At 40.5% G+C, this 18,189-nt stretch carries 12 protein-coding genes; 5 read left to right on the plus strand and 7 right to left on the minus strand.

Annotation, left to right across the window (positions count from 1 at the left end; genetic code table 11):
• Positions 1-343: 343 nt before the first annotated feature.
• The 4 genes from FAM09_RS01655 (at position 344) to FAM09_RS01670 (ending at position 7,617) form a co-directional block, all read left to right on the plus strand.
• Positions 344-1,015, plus strand: a complete 672-nt coding sequence (locus tag FAM09_RS01655) for an RNA polymerase sigma-70 factor (protein ID WP_136575338.1) — start codon at positions 344-346, stop codon at positions 1,013-1,015.
• Positions 1,016-1,114: 99 nt separating this feature from the next.
• Positions 1,115-2,404, plus strand: coding sequence for a FecR family protein (locus FAM09_RS01660; RefSeq protein WP_136575339.1), 1,290 nt, complete (start codon positions 1,115-1,117; stop codon positions 2,402-2,404).
• Positions 2,405-2,788: 384 nt separating this feature from the next.
• A complete protein-coding gene (locus FAM09_RS01665; protein WP_136575340.1) occupies positions 2,789-6,250 on the plus strand; it encodes a SusC/RagA family TonB-linked outer membrane protein in 3,462 nt (1,153 codons plus the stop codon).
• Between the two features lie 92 nt (positions 6,251-6,342).
• Positions 6,343-7,617 carry a RagB/SusD family nutrient uptake outer membrane protein gene (locus FAM09_RS01670; RefSeq protein WP_166436996.1) on the plus strand — a complete coding sequence of 425 codons (1,275 nt, stop codon included), beginning with the start codon at positions 6,343-6,345 and terminating at the stop codon, positions 7,615-7,617.
• A 165-nt stretch (positions 7,618-7,782) separates the two neighbouring features.
• Here FAM09_RS01670 and FAM09_RS01675 read toward each other — a convergent pair whose 3' ends face one another.
• The 5 genes from FAM09_RS01675 to FAM09_RS01695 all read right to left on the minus strand — a co-directional run bounded on the left by FAM09_RS01675 (position 7,783) and on the right by FAM09_RS01695 (position 11,023).
• Positions 7,783-8,040 (minus strand): DUF6520 family protein, encoded by a 258-nt coding sequence (locus tag FAM09_RS01675; RefSeq protein WP_136575342.1) that lies wholly within the window; start codon positions 8,038-8,040, stop codon positions 7,783-7,785.
• Positions 8,041-8,191: 151 nt separating this feature from the next.
• Entirely contained in the window at positions 8,192-8,623 is a 432-nt protein-coding gene (locus FAM09_RS01680) for a MauE/DoxX family redox-associated membrane protein (protein WP_166436997.1), read from the minus strand.
• A gap of 842 nt (positions 8,624-9,465) precedes the next feature.
• Positions 9,466-9,732 (minus strand): DUF6520 family protein, encoded by a 267-nt coding sequence (locus FAM09_RS01685; RefSeq protein ID WP_136575344.1) that lies wholly within the window; start codon positions 9,730-9,732, stop codon positions 9,466-9,468.
• Positions 9,733-10,408: 676 nt separating this feature from the next.
• Entirely contained in the window at positions 10,409-10,774 is a 366-nt protein-coding gene (locus tag FAM09_RS01690; protein WP_136575345.1) for a phage holin family protein, read from the minus strand.
• Between the two features lie 27 nt (positions 10,775-10,801).
• Positions 10,802-11,023 (minus strand): YtxH domain-containing protein, encoded by a 222-nt coding sequence (locus FAM09_RS01695; RefSeq protein ID WP_136575346.1) that lies wholly within the window; start codon positions 11,021-11,023, stop codon positions 10,802-10,804.
• Positions 11,024-11,285: 262 nt separating this feature from the next.
• On the opposite strand from FAM09_RS01695, the gene FAM09_RS01700 reads away from it, so the two are divergent.
• Positions 11,286-13,367: a PAS domain-containing sensor histidine kinase gene (locus tag FAM09_RS01700; protein ID WP_166436998.1), complete on the plus strand. Its 2,082-nt coding sequence runs from the start codon at positions 11,286-11,288 to the stop codon at positions 13,365-13,367.
• Positions 13,368-13,420: 53 nt separating this feature from the next.
• Here FAM09_RS01700 and FAM09_RS01705 read toward each other — a convergent pair whose 3' ends face one another.
• Positions 13,421-15,055 carry a RagB/SusD family nutrient uptake outer membrane protein gene (locus FAM09_RS01705; protein ID WP_136575348.1) on the minus strand — a complete coding sequence of 545 codons (1,635 nt, stop codon included), beginning with the start codon at positions 15,053-15,055 and terminating at the stop codon, positions 13,421-13,423.
• A 67-nt stretch (positions 15,056-15,122) separates the two neighbouring features.
• Positions 15,123-18,059, minus strand: coding sequence for a SusC/RagA family TonB-linked outer membrane protein (locus FAM09_RS01710; protein WP_243751557.1), 2,937 nt, complete (start codon positions 18,057-18,059; stop codon positions 15,123-15,125).
• Positions 18,060-18,189: the final 130 nt, after the last annotated feature.

The following is an 18,189-nucleotide window of genomic DNA, read 5'->3' on the forward strand; positions in this document are numbered from 1 at the left end:
ACAATCAAATTTTTCGCTTTTTTTCGCTTACGGAATTAGGATAATTACTTAGCACAAATTAGAGAAAACACTTAAGTCATTTTTTAATATATTTTTGTAAACTTGCATCCCGCCGTTAGCTGCTTTTTAGGATGGGCAGGTAACGCGTTTTTTAGGTTCCACGACTGCCCTGATTATAGCAACCTCCGTATTGAAACTGGATAATTATTCCTGTACCATCAGCAATTTATTGATAGTCACCAACCTTATCTTTATAAACTTTTCGGTTTATATACCGGAGTTTCATGGAGATATGTTGCCAATAGATGGTTCGCGATAATAGATGATTATAAATTGAAACCCGATGAAGAAGAAATTTTTGGAAAAGGATGATTGGCTCACAGCTTTTAATCAGGGGAATAGTAGTGCTTTTCGAGTGATTTTCGAGAACTACAACCGACTGCTTTTTACTTGCGCAATACAATTGGTTAAGGACAAAGAACAGGCCGAAGATATTGTTTCAGAAGCCTTTACAAAACTATGGCAACGTCACGATGTTTTTCAGACCGAAGATCATATAAAAGCTTTTTTATTTGTTACCACGCGGAACGCCAGTTTGAATTACCTGAGGCATATACAAAGAAAAACTGCCTCCCAAAGTGAATTGTCGTACCTGCAAAAAGATAAAGACGATCAGGATGTTATAACGGATATGATAGAAGGCGAACTTTTAAGGAAGATCTACCCGCTGATCGAAACCCTTCCTCACAAATGCAAAACCATTTTTAAACTGATCTATTTTGAAGATGCCAGCACCGATGAGGTAGCGGAAAAACTGAATATTACGCCCCGGAATGTTTTAAATCAGAAAAGCCGCGCCATTCAATTGCTGAAAAAGAAATTATTGGTAGCTGTGTTTATAATCTTCTGTTTACAGGACTCAATTGACTGTAAGCCGAAAGTAAAAACGCCCGATCCTAAACAGTCAGTTTTTCCAAATTGCATTGAATACCAAGCACCTTTATTTATTTTTTGATTTTTTTTTGTCAAAAACGGCCTTTAGTTGTTTTTATATAAATAGATTTTGCAGGGCCTGAGAGTTTTGGATGACTTTCAAGTTTTAAATACCACAACTATGCAGGAAAAGGTAAATAGAATAACAAGTCTGATAGAAAAGTTCCTGGAAGAGAAGTTAAGTGTGGAAGAAGAAAGGGAACTTAAAGAATGGTTGGCAGAAGCCGGGCATAATGACTCGTTTTTTCAGCAGATTACCAATAAAGAGGTTTTACGCGAAAAAATGAAAATTTATGCAAGCACTGACAGCGAAGCTATCTGGCAAAAAACGCTGCAAAAAATTGACAGCGCTGCAGTTGATGGTGCTAAATTGGTAAGCCTGTATCCCGAAAAGAAAGTATTCAGAATACCATTTGGCAAAATTGCGGCGGCAGCATCTATTATTCTCCTTATTTCGGCTGGAACCTGGTATTATTTCGGCCAGTCCACTGAAAATAAAACTGCAAAAACAGATACGAACGAAACCGGTATCAAACACCACATCGTTCCCGGTAGCAATAAAGCTACTTTGACCCTGCACGACGGATCAACTATTGCACTCAACAGCGTGCAAAATGAAAGTCAGATCGATCAGGGGCATACACAAATAACCAAGATTGACGGACGGTTGATATATAACAAGAAGCTGGATTCAGATAGATCTCAGTCTGAACAAGACCTGTATAACATAGTTACTACCCCCAGAGGAGGGGAATACCAGATCACTTTACCTGACGGAAGTAAAGTATGGTTGAATGCGGCTTCATCATTGCGTTTTCCTATAGCCTTCGCCGGGAACGAGCGAATTGTTGAGCTCACCGGCGAAGCTTATTTTGAAGTGAACCATCAGGATCAGCCAGCTACAAAAGACGTGGCCGCACAAAAAGGAAAAGTAGCCAAAACACCCTTCATCGTTAAAATAAATACGCCTGCCGGCAGCAAAAATGAAGTAGAAGTGCTGGGAACGCATTTTAACGTGATGGCCTATACTGAAGAAGGAACAATCAAAACAACTTTAATAGAAGGCAAAGTAAAAGTAACCTCCGGAAATAACTTTCAAACCATTAAGCCAGGCGAACAGGCAAGGCTGAAAGAAGGAAATATTTCCATTCAAAACGTTGATGCTGAGGATGTAATTGGATGGACAACCGGATTCATACCGGTAGGCGGACCTGATATTGAATATACAATGCGCCAGATAGAACGTTGGTATGATGTAAATATCGTATACGAGGGAAAGAAACCTGAAGGTTCATTTGAAGGTAAGCTTCCCCGTGCAGCCAGCATTGAAAATATTATAAAATTGCTGAATGCCAATAACATAAAGGCGCGGCTAAACGAAAAAGACCGAACAATTATAGTAACATCATAGCTATCAACTAATTATTGTAGTACGAGCAACCCCACCTCTAAAGTCTACAACGTTATTTCCGTTAATCATTAAACCACATCTAACGCTGTTTCTTCCATGGAACATTATAAGCAGCGTTGAGCCAAAAGAGCTACCCTGCGACCATGAGCTTTTCCCGCTCATGGTTCGCAGTAAGGTGGCTTAATTTTTTTTTAATATATCTTCAATGCGAAAGTGTAATTTTATTGACCGAATGTTAACGTGGTTGCCTTTGCTTTGAAAATGTGTGTTTAGTCAACTTTTTTCCATACATGCGGGATTACAGTTGACTATTTTTATTTTTACACAAACTAAAGGTCTCAAATTAAGGCTACTGCTTAGTGTTCGCATTTGGAGGTTCTGATTATGAAACTTATAACTGCTTTTCTAATCATTGCTTGTTTGCTGTTGAGTGTAACTGCACTTGCACAGCAAATAACATTCTTCAAAAAGAATGCAACCATTAGCGATATACGCAAAGCGCTGGAGAAGCAGGCAGGCTATACCATATTCAACTCAAATTCCATATCTACCCAGCTAAAGCCTGTTACTATAAATATCAGGAACGGAACCGTTGAAGAACTACTTAATGAATACTTTAGATATCAATCCTGCACCTATACCATTATTGACAAGGTGATAACCGTGATCCCCAGAGGAAAACCAGTAACATCGGCTACCAAACTGGCCGACATCAAAGGCAAGATCTTAAATGAAAAAGGTGAACCGGTACCAGGCGCTACCATTACAGTAAAAGGCACTAACCAACAAACCAGTACCAACGAAAATGGCGAATTCAGGCTGAAAGCGGTAAATGAGATCGACCTCAACATTGTTGTAACCAGTATTAATTACGAAACCGAAGAAGTTAGCTACCAGGGCGAACCGGAATTGAAAGTTCACCTGAAACAGCATATCAGTGAATTGGGGAAAGTACAGGTATTTTCAACCGGTTACCAGAAAATTTCAAAAGATAAATCGCCAGGCTCATTTGTAAAGATCGATAATGAATTAGTAAACCGCCGGGTATCTACCAATATAATTGATCGTCTGGAAGGCATTACAAGCGGGTTGATATTTAATAAGAATGTAAATCCCAGCTTAAACCAGTCCTCTTTATCCATAAGAGGCAGAAGTACCATTTTTGCCAATCCCAACCCATTAATTATAGTTGACAATTTTCCCTATACCGGTGATATCAATAATATTAATCCCAATGACGTAGAGAGCATTACCGTATTAAAAGATGCGGATGCCGCATCCATTTGGGGCGCCTATTCAGGTAATGGGGTGATAGTAATTACTACCAAAAAAGGTAAATACAACCAACCGCTTAAATTGGCTATCAATAGTAATGTAACGGTAGGTCAAAAACCAGACTTGTATTATACGCCGGTAATGAATTCTTCCGATTATGTTGATGTAGAGGAGGAATTGTTTAATAGAGGTTTTTATAAATCTTTTGAAGCAAACCCGCTTCGCCCCGATCTATCGCCGGTAGTGGAAATACTGATCCAACAAAGAGACGGGAAAATTACATATGACGAAAAGGAGGAGCAGTTAAATGAACTCAGGACCAAGGATAAGCGAAAAGACCTTGAAAAATACTTTTACCGACCCAGTGTAAACCAGCAATATGCGTTAAGCGCCAGCGGCGGCAGCAGCAACAATAACTATTACTTTTCGCTTGGTTACGATAAGAACCTGGATAATCTCGTAAGAAACCAGTATAACCGCATTACATTAACGGCAAATAACTCTTTCTCCTGGTTGAAAAAGAAACTGGAACTGAACACCGGAATTATATTTACTGAATCTAATTTAAAAAATAATAATACCCAGTTGCCAAATCTTATATACCCTTATCTTGATTTGGTAGATGAGAATGGCTATGCGCTAACTGCACCTGCAGATATACGACAAGCCTTTAAAGACTCGATCGAGAAATCAATGCCACAAACACTACTCGACTGGAATTACAAACCCTATAATGAACTGAAGTACAGCGATAATACCATAAAGACCACCGATTACCGCGTTAACGCAGATGCGAAATATTCATTTACCAAATGGCTCGATGCTACGGTGCAGTATCAATACAATAAGGGATTTATTGAACAGGAAGATTATAAAAGCCAGCAAACCTATTTTACCCGAAACCTCATTAACCAGTTTACAGAAGTTGATTCGAGCAACCGGGTTATTCATCATGTTCCCCTGGGCGGCATTTTAGACCAGGGCGCCAGCCGGTACGAGGCGCACAACATCAGGACCCAAATAAATTACAATCATGGCTGGTATAATCGTAATCATAGCAAATATCACCAGATCATCGCTATGGCCGGTGCAGAGGTAAGAGGCATAAAAACATTGAATGAAATTCACCGCACTTATGGGTATAACAAAGACCAGCCAACCAATAGTCCGGTCGATTATGACAATACCTATCCAATGTACTATGCCCCTTTCGCCTATAAAAAAATTGATTACATTAATAGAAACAGGACCACATCAGATCGGTACATTTCTTATTACCTGAATGCAAAATATATTTTTCAAAGAAAGTATATCCTGTCTGCCAGCACCCGTAAAGACGAATCGAACCTTTTTGGCGTAAGTGCTAACCAGAAAGGCGTACCCTTATGGTCAGTAGGCGCAAGCTGGGAAATGAGCCAGGAAAACTTTTACCATATAGGCTGGCTGCCCTTCCTGAGATTGCGTATTACAAATGGATATAAAGGCAATGTTGACAAGTCGGTATCTGCTTATACTACCGCGCGCACAGATGATCGAAATATCTGGGGACAGTTGACAGGTTCTATTATCAATCCGCCTAATCCTTCTTTGCGCTGGGAAAAAAATCACATGATCAACTTTGGGGTCGATTTTGCTACAAAAAATAACACCTTCGAAGGCAGCATGGAATATTATCTCCGCAAAGGAACCGACCTCATTGGTAATAGTCCATTAGACCCTACCACCGGTGTTACGATGTTCAGGGGTAATACGGCCGATATGAAAGGGCAAGGTGTAGACCTTATACTTAGGTCAAAAAATATCAATAAACAGTTTAAATGGTTCAGCACGCTACTGTTCAGTTATACTTCAGATAAAGTAACCAGTTATAAAGTGCAACAAAGCGCCATCTGGTATTATTGTGATCCACGATTTATCAGCCCTGTAGCCGGTAAACCGCTTTATTCCATATACAGCTTTAAATGGATGGGGCTCGATCCACAAACCGGTGAAGCACAAGGTTATTATAATAAGCAGATAAGTAAAGATTATGGATCGATCTTTAACTCAAAAGACCTCTCCGATTTAATTTACAGGGGGCCTGCCAATCCTACTTTTTTTGGCAGCCTGCGAAATAATTTCAGTTATAAACAACTTGATCTCTCCTTTACCATTACCTGGAAAATGGGTTATTATTTCAGAAGAAGTTCCATTAATTATTTTAACCTGTTTTATGGCTCATCGGAAGGCCATTCAGATTACGCATTACGTTGGCAACAACCGGGTGATGAAGAATTTACATCAGTTCCTGCTTTACGACCTGTTACCGATGCTACCAGTAGCAGCTTTTACGCGTATTCAGATGTGCTGATTGAAAAAGGCGATCATCTCAGGTTACAGGACATTCAGTTAAGCTACCAGCTTAACAAAAATGAGATTAAATGGCTGCCGATGAACCAGTTTCGCATATATGTATATGCCAATAACCTGGGTATCCTCTGGAAAGCGAATGATAAAGGCATTGATCCGGATTATATTTCCGGCATTCCTACCCCCAGAACAATAGCAGCAGGATTAAGGATTGATTTTTAAACCAAATTCCTTTTCCCATGAACAAAAAAAATATTATCCTGAGTGTTACTATAATTTGTTGGAGCCTTATTAGCTGCAATAAAAAAGAATTTTTGGATGAAAGACCGGATTCTGATGTATTTGTGCCCACTACCCTGGAGGATTTCCAGACCCTGCTCGACAATTATGAGAAAATGAGCGTAACACCGGCTTTAGGAGAGTTGTCGGCAGATAATTATTATCTTGTTCCTTCCTTCTGGGAGTTACTCAGTACCAAAGAAAAAAATGCTTATATCTGGACCCCGGACACTTATAACGGTGAAGGCAAAATAGCAGACTGGAACTCTCCTTATGAACAAATATTATATACCAATGTGGTGCTGGATGGCTTGAAAAAAGTAACCATATCGCCAGGCAACCGGCAACAATGGGAGCATCTCAAAGGCGCAGCGCTGTTTATCAGGGCTTATGCTTTTTATAACCTGGCCCAGGTATTTGCCCTGCCCTACGATGCAGCTACAGCCAATACTGATTTAGGCATTCCGCTAAAACTTACTCCCAATGTAGATGAACCGATTAAAAGGTCAACCCTGGAGCAGACCTATTTACAGATCCTGAATGATCTGAAGGAAGCTACGGAGCTTTTGCCAGATTCAGTATCTGATGGCAATAGAAACCGGCCGAGCAAACCGGCAGCCTATGCCCAACTGGCCCGGGTTTATTTAAGTATGCGTCAGTATGCAAATGCCGGCCTCTATGCAGATAGCAGTCTGCAATACTATAGCACGCTTATTAATTATAATACGAGAGACGTAAATGCCCCAAGGCCTTTTGACCGGAATAACCCGGAAACAATGTATCAAAGCAGGTTAATTGAAAACAATGTATTAAAAGGAGGGACAACTATAAAAGATATAATAGTGGATACAGCATTGTATAGATCATATGCAACAAACGACTTGAGACGTGTACTTTTCTTTTCAACCAGTTCTGGCAATCCCACTATTAAAGGAAGTTATAATGGAACGATCTTCGTATTTACCGGACTGGCTACCGATGAAATGTACCTGGTACGGGCAGAATGCCGCGCGCGGACAGAAAATATTGCCGGCGCCATGAATGATCTTAATCACTTATTGCAGCAACGGTGGAAGACCAATACTTATGTTCCCTATACTGCACAAACCGCCAACGAGGCATTGAATATTATTCTTCAGGAAAGAAGAAAGGAAATGCCTTTTCGGGGCGTACGATGGACTGATATCCGGCGCCTGAACCTGGAAAGCGCAGGCATTATACCCCGAAGAAAAATCAACAACCAGGTGTATACCTTACCGGTGAATAGCCCATTGTATGCGCTACCAATTCCTCCTGATGTAACATTATAACCCAGATAGAGCTAAACGAGAGATAACGTACGTTATATTAAAATAAAAGCCGGCCATTTAAATAAATGACCGGCAGTATAGGAATAATTTTTACTAATAATTGGTCCGGGCAAAATATCGGAAACATTTTAATCCCAAATCAATTATGCAGAGCACTGGTAACTGTTACTGGGGAATATAATACCCTTCATGGCAGGGTGCATATACATTAGGCTGCCAGGGATCCGGTCTCCAAAAGGTACATACCCCTGCGGTAATATAGCAATCAAAATCTTCACCATACAAGCCAACAGCTACGTAACCGGAGCCAGTATAAATGTATTGCTGTGAGTTTTCACAGGTATCACATGGCTTGGTTGCAAAGGCGCCCCCAACGGCAGCTAGTATTGCTATAGCAATAAATGCCAGTTTAATTTTGTTCATACTTGTCCTTTTTTAATGGTTAATTTTTCATGCCTACTCTTTTATTCAGGTTTTCGGCTTCCCCTTACCTGTAACATAGGTGCACACTTATTCCGGAATAAGTGACGCAGCAAAAAACAGGAAAAAATTATTCGCATTTGAACTGTGCCATTTATACTTCTACAGCATGTACTGGTTCACTTTTTTTCAAAATGATCCCCGCCAGTGAAATCCCTACAAAAAACAGATTAAAGAAAAGGTGTTGAGGCCAGGTGAGTTTTCTTATTACTCCACCACAGGAACAGGGAATAAACTTGAATGCATGTAACAATATTGCTACTGTATAAATTGTAAACGCCAGCATCAGCAACAATGATGCGTACAATGCCGGTACTCTGGTTTTCTCGAAGATCAATCCAACGGCTATCAATACTTCAAGGATCGGAACACTCCACACGATCCATGGAGTAAGCCAGTTGGGGAACGGTTGGTTATTCATATCGCCAATAAAAAGTTTAAATGCAAGCCATTTACTTACGCTTGCATACAAAAAAAGTAATATCAATAAGGAAGATATTATTTCAATAATTATCTTTCTTTTCATAAATATGAAAGGGTTGTTAGGGGGCATCAGTTATTGACGAATGGAAGCATCCCAAAATTCACTAATTCCTGCTATACGTTAGATGTAGATTAGAATAAGGCATTCAGGGGGGATAAGGCAGATTTGGTAGAATTGAGGGCGATGGTAGAACTAAAGTTATATACTAATAGACTATGTTCAAAAATTTATATCAGTTATTTTTAGCTTATTTAAGTAACTAAAAAATGTTTAACAATTTATGCAAAAAATCATCCCTCTTAAAACTAATTGATTGAAAATTTATTGCACTATTGAATAACTGGTTTAGCGAAGCATACTTATTACATTTTTTTATAGTTCGTTTGATCATGATTAATGGGACACTAAAATTTTACAATAACCTATAAACGATCTATTACATATTTTTTAAATAAGAAAACGACAAAACCACCTGCTAATGCAGTTTAGCGACAAAACAGTATACCACCTGCTCTAATCATAGCCGCCAATTACTCAAAAAAACCGGTCATTTTAAAAACAACCGGATCCTTTCAATGAAATTTCACCATATGTAACCAGAATATAAAGTTGCGCTTATACCAGGCAAGAACCGATATTTTAAACTGCAGGTTCCGGATCGAAGATTGGAGATCTGAGGAGAGATAAAAACTCCTGGGAAATCTCCCGGTTGTATAAAGTACCTGCAATTACTATACAAAGTAACAAGTGTTGTTACTATTCAACTAACAATTTAAGATAGCAGCTTTTGATTATACGAGTATTCGCGTACAATTCAATACAAGTTTTCGGTTATACATTTTATACATAATAGCAAAGCAGTCTTTGTGCGGCAGGCAGGGCTATTATTTTATAATAGGTGCATACTGTCCCTTACGGTAGGGTAAATATTCTTTTGGACTGGCAACTGAATCGGGTTGATAATACGTACATACATTTTGAGAATCGTAACAATTATAATCAAAACCAAAATTACCTGCAGGCTTATATGCATCATTTACCGGAATATATTGAGTGGGATCACCGGGTACCATACAAAAGCGGGTTGCAAACGCACCGGCAATAGCAGCAGTAATGGCAATAGAATTTAATATAATTTTAATTCTTTTCATATCTAGGTGTTTAATGGTTAATGGTGGCCACGGCATCACCGGAAGCCATATTATGCATACTGACTCGCATGATTACGATTATATAAATACCCCATGTATTCAACACATGCGTATTATAAATAACCTGCCAACAATAAACCTTAATTTTTGCAAAAAGCTGTACCAGTTGGAGAGCCACAAATAGTCAGAAACGGCAGATTACTCATATGTTATGAATACAATCAGGCCGAACAACTGCTTTGAGTTATGAAAAACAGAAGCACTTTCAAATAATACTTTGGTTCAGTTACCGGAGTATAAGGAATCTTGATATATAATTCAACTTACGGTATAGGTGCTACTGTTTTCGTAATAGTTCTTACCAGGGAATCCGGTTAAAAGTAAAAAGAAATAAAATTGATTCAAAAAAAATCAATGAACAATACCCATCCCCAATTATATTATCCGTTATATATTCATATCTAACAGGACTTCATAGAATAATATAAATAACAATTTTCCATATAATACTTAAAATAACACTTTAAGTATAAAAACAAATAATAATTAAATCCATTTTATATACTCCAGGTTATATAGGGGCATTCGACCTCGCTTCTTCATATGATCTTTACATGCATTATATTATATACGGTAAGCGTAACCGTTAAAAAGCAATTGCAGCAATGGGAATTGATTATATTACGCTTTCATCCTCATCGTTTTTATGTAACTGTTTTATTATAGCATTCATCACCGGAAAACGGATAAACCGGCTTCTTGTCACCCATACTATAATACCTAATATAAAATAAAAACCAGCTACAATTAAAAAACCCGAATATGGTTTTCCTATCAGGTCACTCAACGCCCAGGCACCGGCAATGCTTCCAAAAACAATAACAAATAAAAATAACAGCACAACAACTGTAACCGCTATCAGGTTACTTATGATCAACGATGTTTTCTCGGCGAGGTGCAGCTTGGCTAGTTCAACTCTGGTATTTATATACTCCTTTACGTGATCGGTTAATCCTTCCAACTTTTCGAATGTATCGTTCATATTTTACCGTATTATAGTAATTACCGGTTATGCAAAATCTTCGCGCTGCTGCTCCATATCATCTTTCACCGCATTCATCTTTTCTTTCATTTCATTGAACTTGTTTTTAATGGCGTCTGACATTTTTTTGCCTTCTTCATTAATTTTTTTCCGTGTTTCTGATCCTTTATCCGGAGCAAACAAAATACCTAATGCTGCACCAACAGCAGCACCTACAACAAGGGCGGTGATGACTTTACCACTGTTCATAAAGATTAATTTTTGTTTAAAATAAAATGATTGATTAAACCTGTTCCTCTACAAAGTTAACGGCATGCAGCTTACGTTTACATGATTATTATCATTTTACCCGTACCTGATTTACCCATTTATTAAAATTCGTAGAAGCAGATAAATTGCAAAACTGATTATATTACAATACGTTATGTTTTCATGAGGGCAATACCTGTACGCTGGCACAGATTTTTAAAATCATATAAGACGCACATCATCAATTATGAAATCAAAAGAAATGCCTCAGTCCGAAAGAATAAAGCGTAAAGGTACCAATACCCCGCCAATACCTCAGTCAATTTCCGAAAATGGTTCGCATACGGTAGCCAATACCAGCTTCGAACAAATACATAATTTTATTGCATTCAGTTCAACTAATACTGCAGCAGATATTAAAGAGATCGAATTCCGGTATCAACAACTCATACAGGGATTACCAGTAGCCGTTTATACCTGTGATGCCAATGGATATATTTTAACGTATAATCAGGCAGCTGCCGAGCTTTGGGGACGTGAGCCGGAAATTGGGAAAGATGCCTGGTGCGGTTCCTGGAAAACTTATACAACAGAAGGTGCTCCACTACCACCTGACCAATGCCCGATGGCTATTGCCCTAAAGGAAGGAAAAGAAGTGTACGACAGGGAGATCATTGTTGAACGTCCGGATGGCATAAAACGTACTATTATGCCGCATCCCAAACCCTTCTTTAATGCCGCTGGCAAAGTGATTGGCGCAGTAAACATGCTGGTTGATATTACAGATCGAAAAAACATTGAGGAAAGGAACGGGCATTTTGCAGCCATCATTCAATCATCTGATGATGCCATTATTAGTAAAACACTCGATGGTGTTATCACAAGCTGGAACAATAGTGCAGAAAGGATCTTTGGTTATACCGCCCAGGAAATGATCGGGGCCCAGATTACCAGGATCATACCTTCTGACAGGTTAGATGAAGAAACCAGCATATTGAAACGGTTAGAGAAAGGAGAACGGATCGATCACTTTGAAACCAAACGCGTTACCAAAGACGGACGGTTGCTGGACATATCTTTAAGTATTTCACCGGTTAAGAACAGCAAGGGAATTGTAATTGGCGCATCAAAGATCGCACGGGATATTACCGCTCAAAAGAAAGCCGAGCAACGCCTACGGGAAAGTGAAGAACGGATACGCGAAAGCGAAGAACGGTTGCGCCTGGCCGTGGAAATATCCGAACTGGGAACGTGGGACCTGGACCTGACAACAGGATTAACAACCACTTCTCCCGAGCACCGGAAAATTCTGGGTTATTCAAAAAAAGATCAATGGAGCAGAATGCTTTTTATGGAAATGCTTCACCCGGCCGACCGGCCCTGGGTAGAAAAAGCATTTCAAACAGCTTTAATAACAGGGAACATTTCCTATGAAGCCCGCATCATTCGAAAAAATAATTCAGAGCGGTGGATACGCGTGAACGGAACTACTATGTACGATAAAAAACACGTACCGGTTCGAATGCTGGGTACTGTACTTGATATAACCGAACAGAAAAAAGCTAAAGAAGAATTGGAAAAAATGGTCCTGGCGCGTACCAGTGAATTACAAACATCCAACGCTGAGCTCGAAAAATCGAACCATGAACTGGAACAATTTGCCTATATCGCCAGTCATGACCTGCAGGAACCATTACGTAAAATTCAAACCTTTGCCGATTTGGTTAAAGAACATCTTCATGATAGTGAGATCACTGAAAAATACTTTAATAAAATATATTCTTCCGCCAAACGGATGTCGAAGCTCATCAATGATGTGTTAAACTATTCCCGACTTACCAAAACAGGTGAACAATTTGTAAATACCGATCTGAATAAAGTATTAAAAGAGGTTCTCTCTGACTTTGAATTACTCATTGAACAAAAGCAGGCAGTTGTTACGCATACAGATTTGCCAACTATTAAAGGCATGCCATTACAATTACACCAGCTATTTTCAAACCTGATCAGTAACTCTTTAAAGTTTTCAGAAAGCAAACCTGAAATTTCTATAACGGCTCAAATACTTTCGCCGGAAGAAGTACAGGACTATGCACATTTAAAAATGGACACAGCGTATGTGCAACTGGTTTTTAAAGATAATGGTATTGGCTTTGAACAACAGTATGCTGAGCAGATCTTCATCATTTTCCAAAGATTGAACAACATGAGATCCTATAGCGGTACTGGTATTGGCCTGGCTTTGTGTAAAAAAATAGTTGATCATCACGATGGAAATATTACAGCGAAAAGCGAACCCGGACAAGGGGCCACATTTACCATTTTATTGCCCCTCACTCGCTAAATAAAAAAACTGTCAGGCCAATATCGTCTTTGACCTGACAGATCGTATATTACTTAATAGCCATCGTTCTGTTTTAATTTATTATTGATGACCAGTTGTTTTCTGGGAATTGGGAAAAGCGTCCATTTAGTATCGTTTGACGGCTGATGATCCCACCAACTGGCGGTAACAAATTTTCCAAAGCGGATCATATCTGATCGGCGTTTGCCTTCAAAAACAAACTCCCGCCCTCTTTCAGCCAGCAATTCATCCAGGGTTAAAGTACTGGTAGTATACTCTTCCCCAGGCCAGTCGCTGGCGGAAAAAGCCCGCTTTTTACATTGATTAATGAGATCAACAGCAACCGGTGTGGCCGCGCCGTTATTCTTACGCATCAAGGCTTCTGCTTTGAAGAAATAAATTTCCGTTAACCGGTAAACGACGAAATCGTTACCCAGGTAATTGGGGTCAGTTACTGTTCCAGGCCGGTATTTGTTAAATCGCGCGCCGCTGTTCTCTTCGCCCCTGGTCATCCCGCCTTCACCTGTTTCTCCCTCGCTGTTCCTGCGGATATTGTTAACAAATACCAGTGGCTTATTAACGTACTCTTCTGACCCCAACACAATGGAATCGGCCACGCTTGTACGTAAAGCAGGATGCTTATATTGAAGACCGAATAAAAACCATTCTTTTTTTCTCAGGTCATTTTCCTTATACGCATTATATGCATTGGGAGTAGTCACCCATGCGTTATTGCCATCCCGGTCAGTATTATAGATCTGTCGTGAACGATAATGCCAGAAAGTCCCATTATAAGAAGGTGCATCACCGCTGGCCCTGTAATCATACGCAATTTGGAACAGGTTTTCTTTCGACAAGTGATTAGTTACACTAAATGCATCCAAAATGGAACCATCGAGTGCGATCTTCCCGTTCAAACCGCCCATATCACCCAAAATGATGTTATCGCAGGCAGCTATGCAATCGTCCCAGCGAGCGGCCCCAGACCAAACTGCAGCATTGATATACAATTCGGCCAGCATAGCATAAGCGGCAGGTTTGCTTACTCTCCCCACCATAGCTGCAGATAACGGTTGCAAAGCATTCAGGTTATCTTTTAATTCCTTTTCTACAAAAGCAAATACTTCTGCCCGTGGCACCGTTGGCGGATCTGTTGGCTGCCCGCCTTTGGCTGTTGTTACAATAGGAATGTTTCCGTACAGGTCCATCAGTTTCAAATAATGCCATGCTCTGATAACCTTTATCTCAGCTATCAAAGCTGCTTTTTCCGCTTCAGCTATTCCTAATTTTGAAAAATCTACTTTTTCAAAATCATCGAGTGTATTGTTGCAAAAACCAATTCCCAGGTATAACAATTCCCAGGGCTCTTCAATAGCCCGGTCGGTAACCGTCCATTGATGATAATGCTGCCTTATCCATTGCGCGCCGTCATAACCATGCCGCCCTTTTTGCGGCCATGCCTGTTGGTCGGCCGTTAGTTCCTGCAACCGCCAGTACCCATGCCGGTCTTGTATGGTAGCCCAGGCCCTGGCGTGCGTAAACGGACGCAACACAGCCGTCATAACTTCAAACTTGTTATTATAAAAATTATTTGCAGGTATTTGACTGTATAAGGTTTCATCGAGTTTGGTACAGGAACCTGCCACCAGTAACAAAGCCAATACTGTATATAAGAATATCTTTTTCATCTGATTTTTTTTAAATTTTAAGAAGATGAAATGCCGGAAGGACCTTCATCGTTTCAAAGGGCAGCTACTAGAAGCCCACCCGTAAACCTGCGGCCAGCGATTTTGTTCTTGGATAAAAACCACGATTATCGATGCCGGTGGTAAATCCGGTATCTTCCAATTCAGGATCAAGTCCGTTGTACCGCGTAAAGGTGATGAGGTTTCTACCGGTTACATACAAGTATAAATTCCGTATGTAGCTTGTTTTCAATTTAACCGTATAGCCCAGGGTTACATTATCCAGTTTAATAAACCCACCAGGCTCCAGGTAGTAATTGGAATATTGAGGCGATTCATTCAACTGCGCATGTTTTGAAAGCACCGTACGCAGCATGTTATTGGGCGACCAGTTAATATTTCCGAAATACATTTCTTTTGTATTCAACAGATCATAGCCCAGTTTACCCCGGAAGAAAAGGGTGAGATCGAAATTCTTATATTTGAATTGATTGGTTAGCGAAACCATATACTTTGGTATGCCGTTTCCAATCACCACTCTGTCATCATCGCTCATAGCACCAGCGCCGGCTTTTGCACCATCTTTCTTATAAAAGATCCATTTCCCCTGGTCGTCAAAACCTGCAAACCGGTACCCCCAGAAGTCACCAATGGGGCCGCCTTCAAATACCCGAATGGCATTGCCCAGGTTGCCCGGAGAAGGAAGCCCGCCGAATTCCAGCCGGTCTACCTTATAAAACTGATTGGAAAGGGATGACATTTTATTTTTCTGGTAATTCCATGTAGCGTCCACATTCCAGCTAAAATTATTATTCCGTATTGGAACAGCGCTAAGCGTCAGTTCTATTCCCTTGTTTGAAATACTGCCTACATTGGTGTACAAGGTGGTGAGGATATAAGGAGGTTGCGGCGCATTATAACTGTATAACAGGTCTTCTGTTTTTCGGCTGTATAGGTCAATCGCTCCACCCAGGCGGTTATTCAACAACGCGAAATCGATCCCTACGTTCAATTCCTTCTTTTTCTCCCAGCGCAAGTCGGGGTTAGGGTTCCTCGATGGGCCAAAAGTTTGCATCCATACGCCATTCTGTATATAATTACCACCGGTACTTAAGGTAACCAGCGATTGGTAATTGGGAATACCCTGGTTACCAGTAACCCCGTAGCCTATACGCAACTTGAGGTTATCGATCTGGCGTATGTCTTTCATAAACGATTCGTCGCTGATCACCCAACCTGCTGATACGGCCGGAAAATTTCCCCATTTATTATTGGCACCGAACCGCGATGAGCCTTCCCGACGAAGTATGAACTGTGCCAGGTACTTGCCACGGAATGCATAATTCAATCTGCCGAAAAAAGCAATGAGGGTATTATCTTCTTTAAAACTACTAATGCCGGGAGCGGGTAACAGCGTGTTTCTTATAGCCGTACCATTTCCCATATTCCAGTCCTGAAAAACATCTGTTAAAAACCCATTGTTACTTACACTAAAGGTTTCAACCGAATTATACTGGTAGCTATAACCGCCTATCAAGCCCATGACATGATCAACGGCTACTGCTCTACTGTATTCAGCTATAGTTTCAAACGTGCGGCTCATATCTTGTTGGTTGCCTTTATAAGCATACCCACCGCCGTTATAGCTCTGCATAGATGAACGGGAAGCCTTGAGCCGGTATTGGCGGTCGTTCCAGCCATCGCGTACCATAGCGCCGAATGCAGAAACTTTCAATCCCTTTATGATCTCCAATGTAAGCCGGGCGTCACCGGAAAATGTTTGCTGCTCTCTTTCAGACAATTCCTGGTGTAAGCGGGCAATTGGATTATAATTGTTAAAGGCATTGGTTTCTAAATAGGTGCCATCCTGATTAAAAACGGGCGCAGTGGGATTTCGCTGAACGGCTTGCTCAAAGTCGCCGGAGCTGCCACCCAGTAAATCTGCTTTATTAAAATTGGCAGCCAGGTTAACCTGAAGCGTTAGTTTATCCTGTAACCCGCGTTGATTAATATTCAATCTACCGCCATATTCTCTCTTTGTATTCCTGATCGCAATGCCATTTGCATCGCGAAAATATAACGACGCGCGATAGTTGGATTTCGCGGTTCCACCCGAAGCAGAAAAATTATGGTACTGACTGATATTTTGTTTATCAATCAACATGGCATAAATGTCAGTGCGATCGTTCAGGTCTACTGCTTTGGGCATTTCAATGTACTCTTCCGGACTAAGGATCTCCGGCTTTTTATCAATTAATTCCCGTTGTACATACGTATTATACTCATAGCGTGGATCACCAGCCTTTCCTTTTTTAGTAGTGATGATTATAACACCCCCGTTTGCGCGGGTACCATAAATAGCCGCCGCAGAACCATCTTTCAGTACATCGAACGATTCAATATCATCCATCTGTAACAGATCGAGATTGCCACCGGGAATTCCATCAATAACAATCAGCGGAGCAATGGAACCGGTTAAAGAAGTTACTCCCCGCAATTGAATGGAAACACCTGAATTGGGGTTGTTACCATTGGTGCGGGTAAGGCTTAAACCGGCCACCTTTCCCTGTATCAGGTCAAGCGGGGAACGCACACCACCCTGGTTAAAATCTTCCGACTTTACAGTAGCTACGGCTGCGGTTACCTCTTTCCGTTTTTGCGTTCCATAGCCCACTACCACTACACCTTCTAAAGAACTTGACGACAATTGCATGGTAACATCCAGGGTTGTTCCTGAACCAACAGGCAACTCCTGGCGGGCAAATCCAACAGCAGAAAAAACCAATACAGAAGAAGCTGATGGCACTTCAATACGATACAGTCCATTTAGATCGGACTGAGTTCCCTTTGTGGTTCCTTTAATTTGCACCGAAACATTAGGCAAGGGTTGATTTTCGGCCCCGGTTATTTTTCCGGATACCACTTTCGATTGCGAAAGCGCAGATAGCGACATAAACAGCAAGCTCATAAGAGCGCCCATCTTACATAGTAACTTTTTCTTTTCCATATGTGACAGTTTTAGTTGTACTACAACGATTTTGCTAAACATGCCAAAATAATCCTGCTTAGCAAACAGGATTGCACTACAAATACTTCAAATACTGAATTGGCCAATAAAGGCTAAACCAGGTAAATTA

This window comes from Niastella caeni (assembly GCF_004834005.1).
In the GTDB taxonomy this organism is placed as follows: Bacteria; Bacteroidota; Bacteroidia; order Chitinophagales; family Chitinophagaceae; genus Niastella; species Niastella caeni.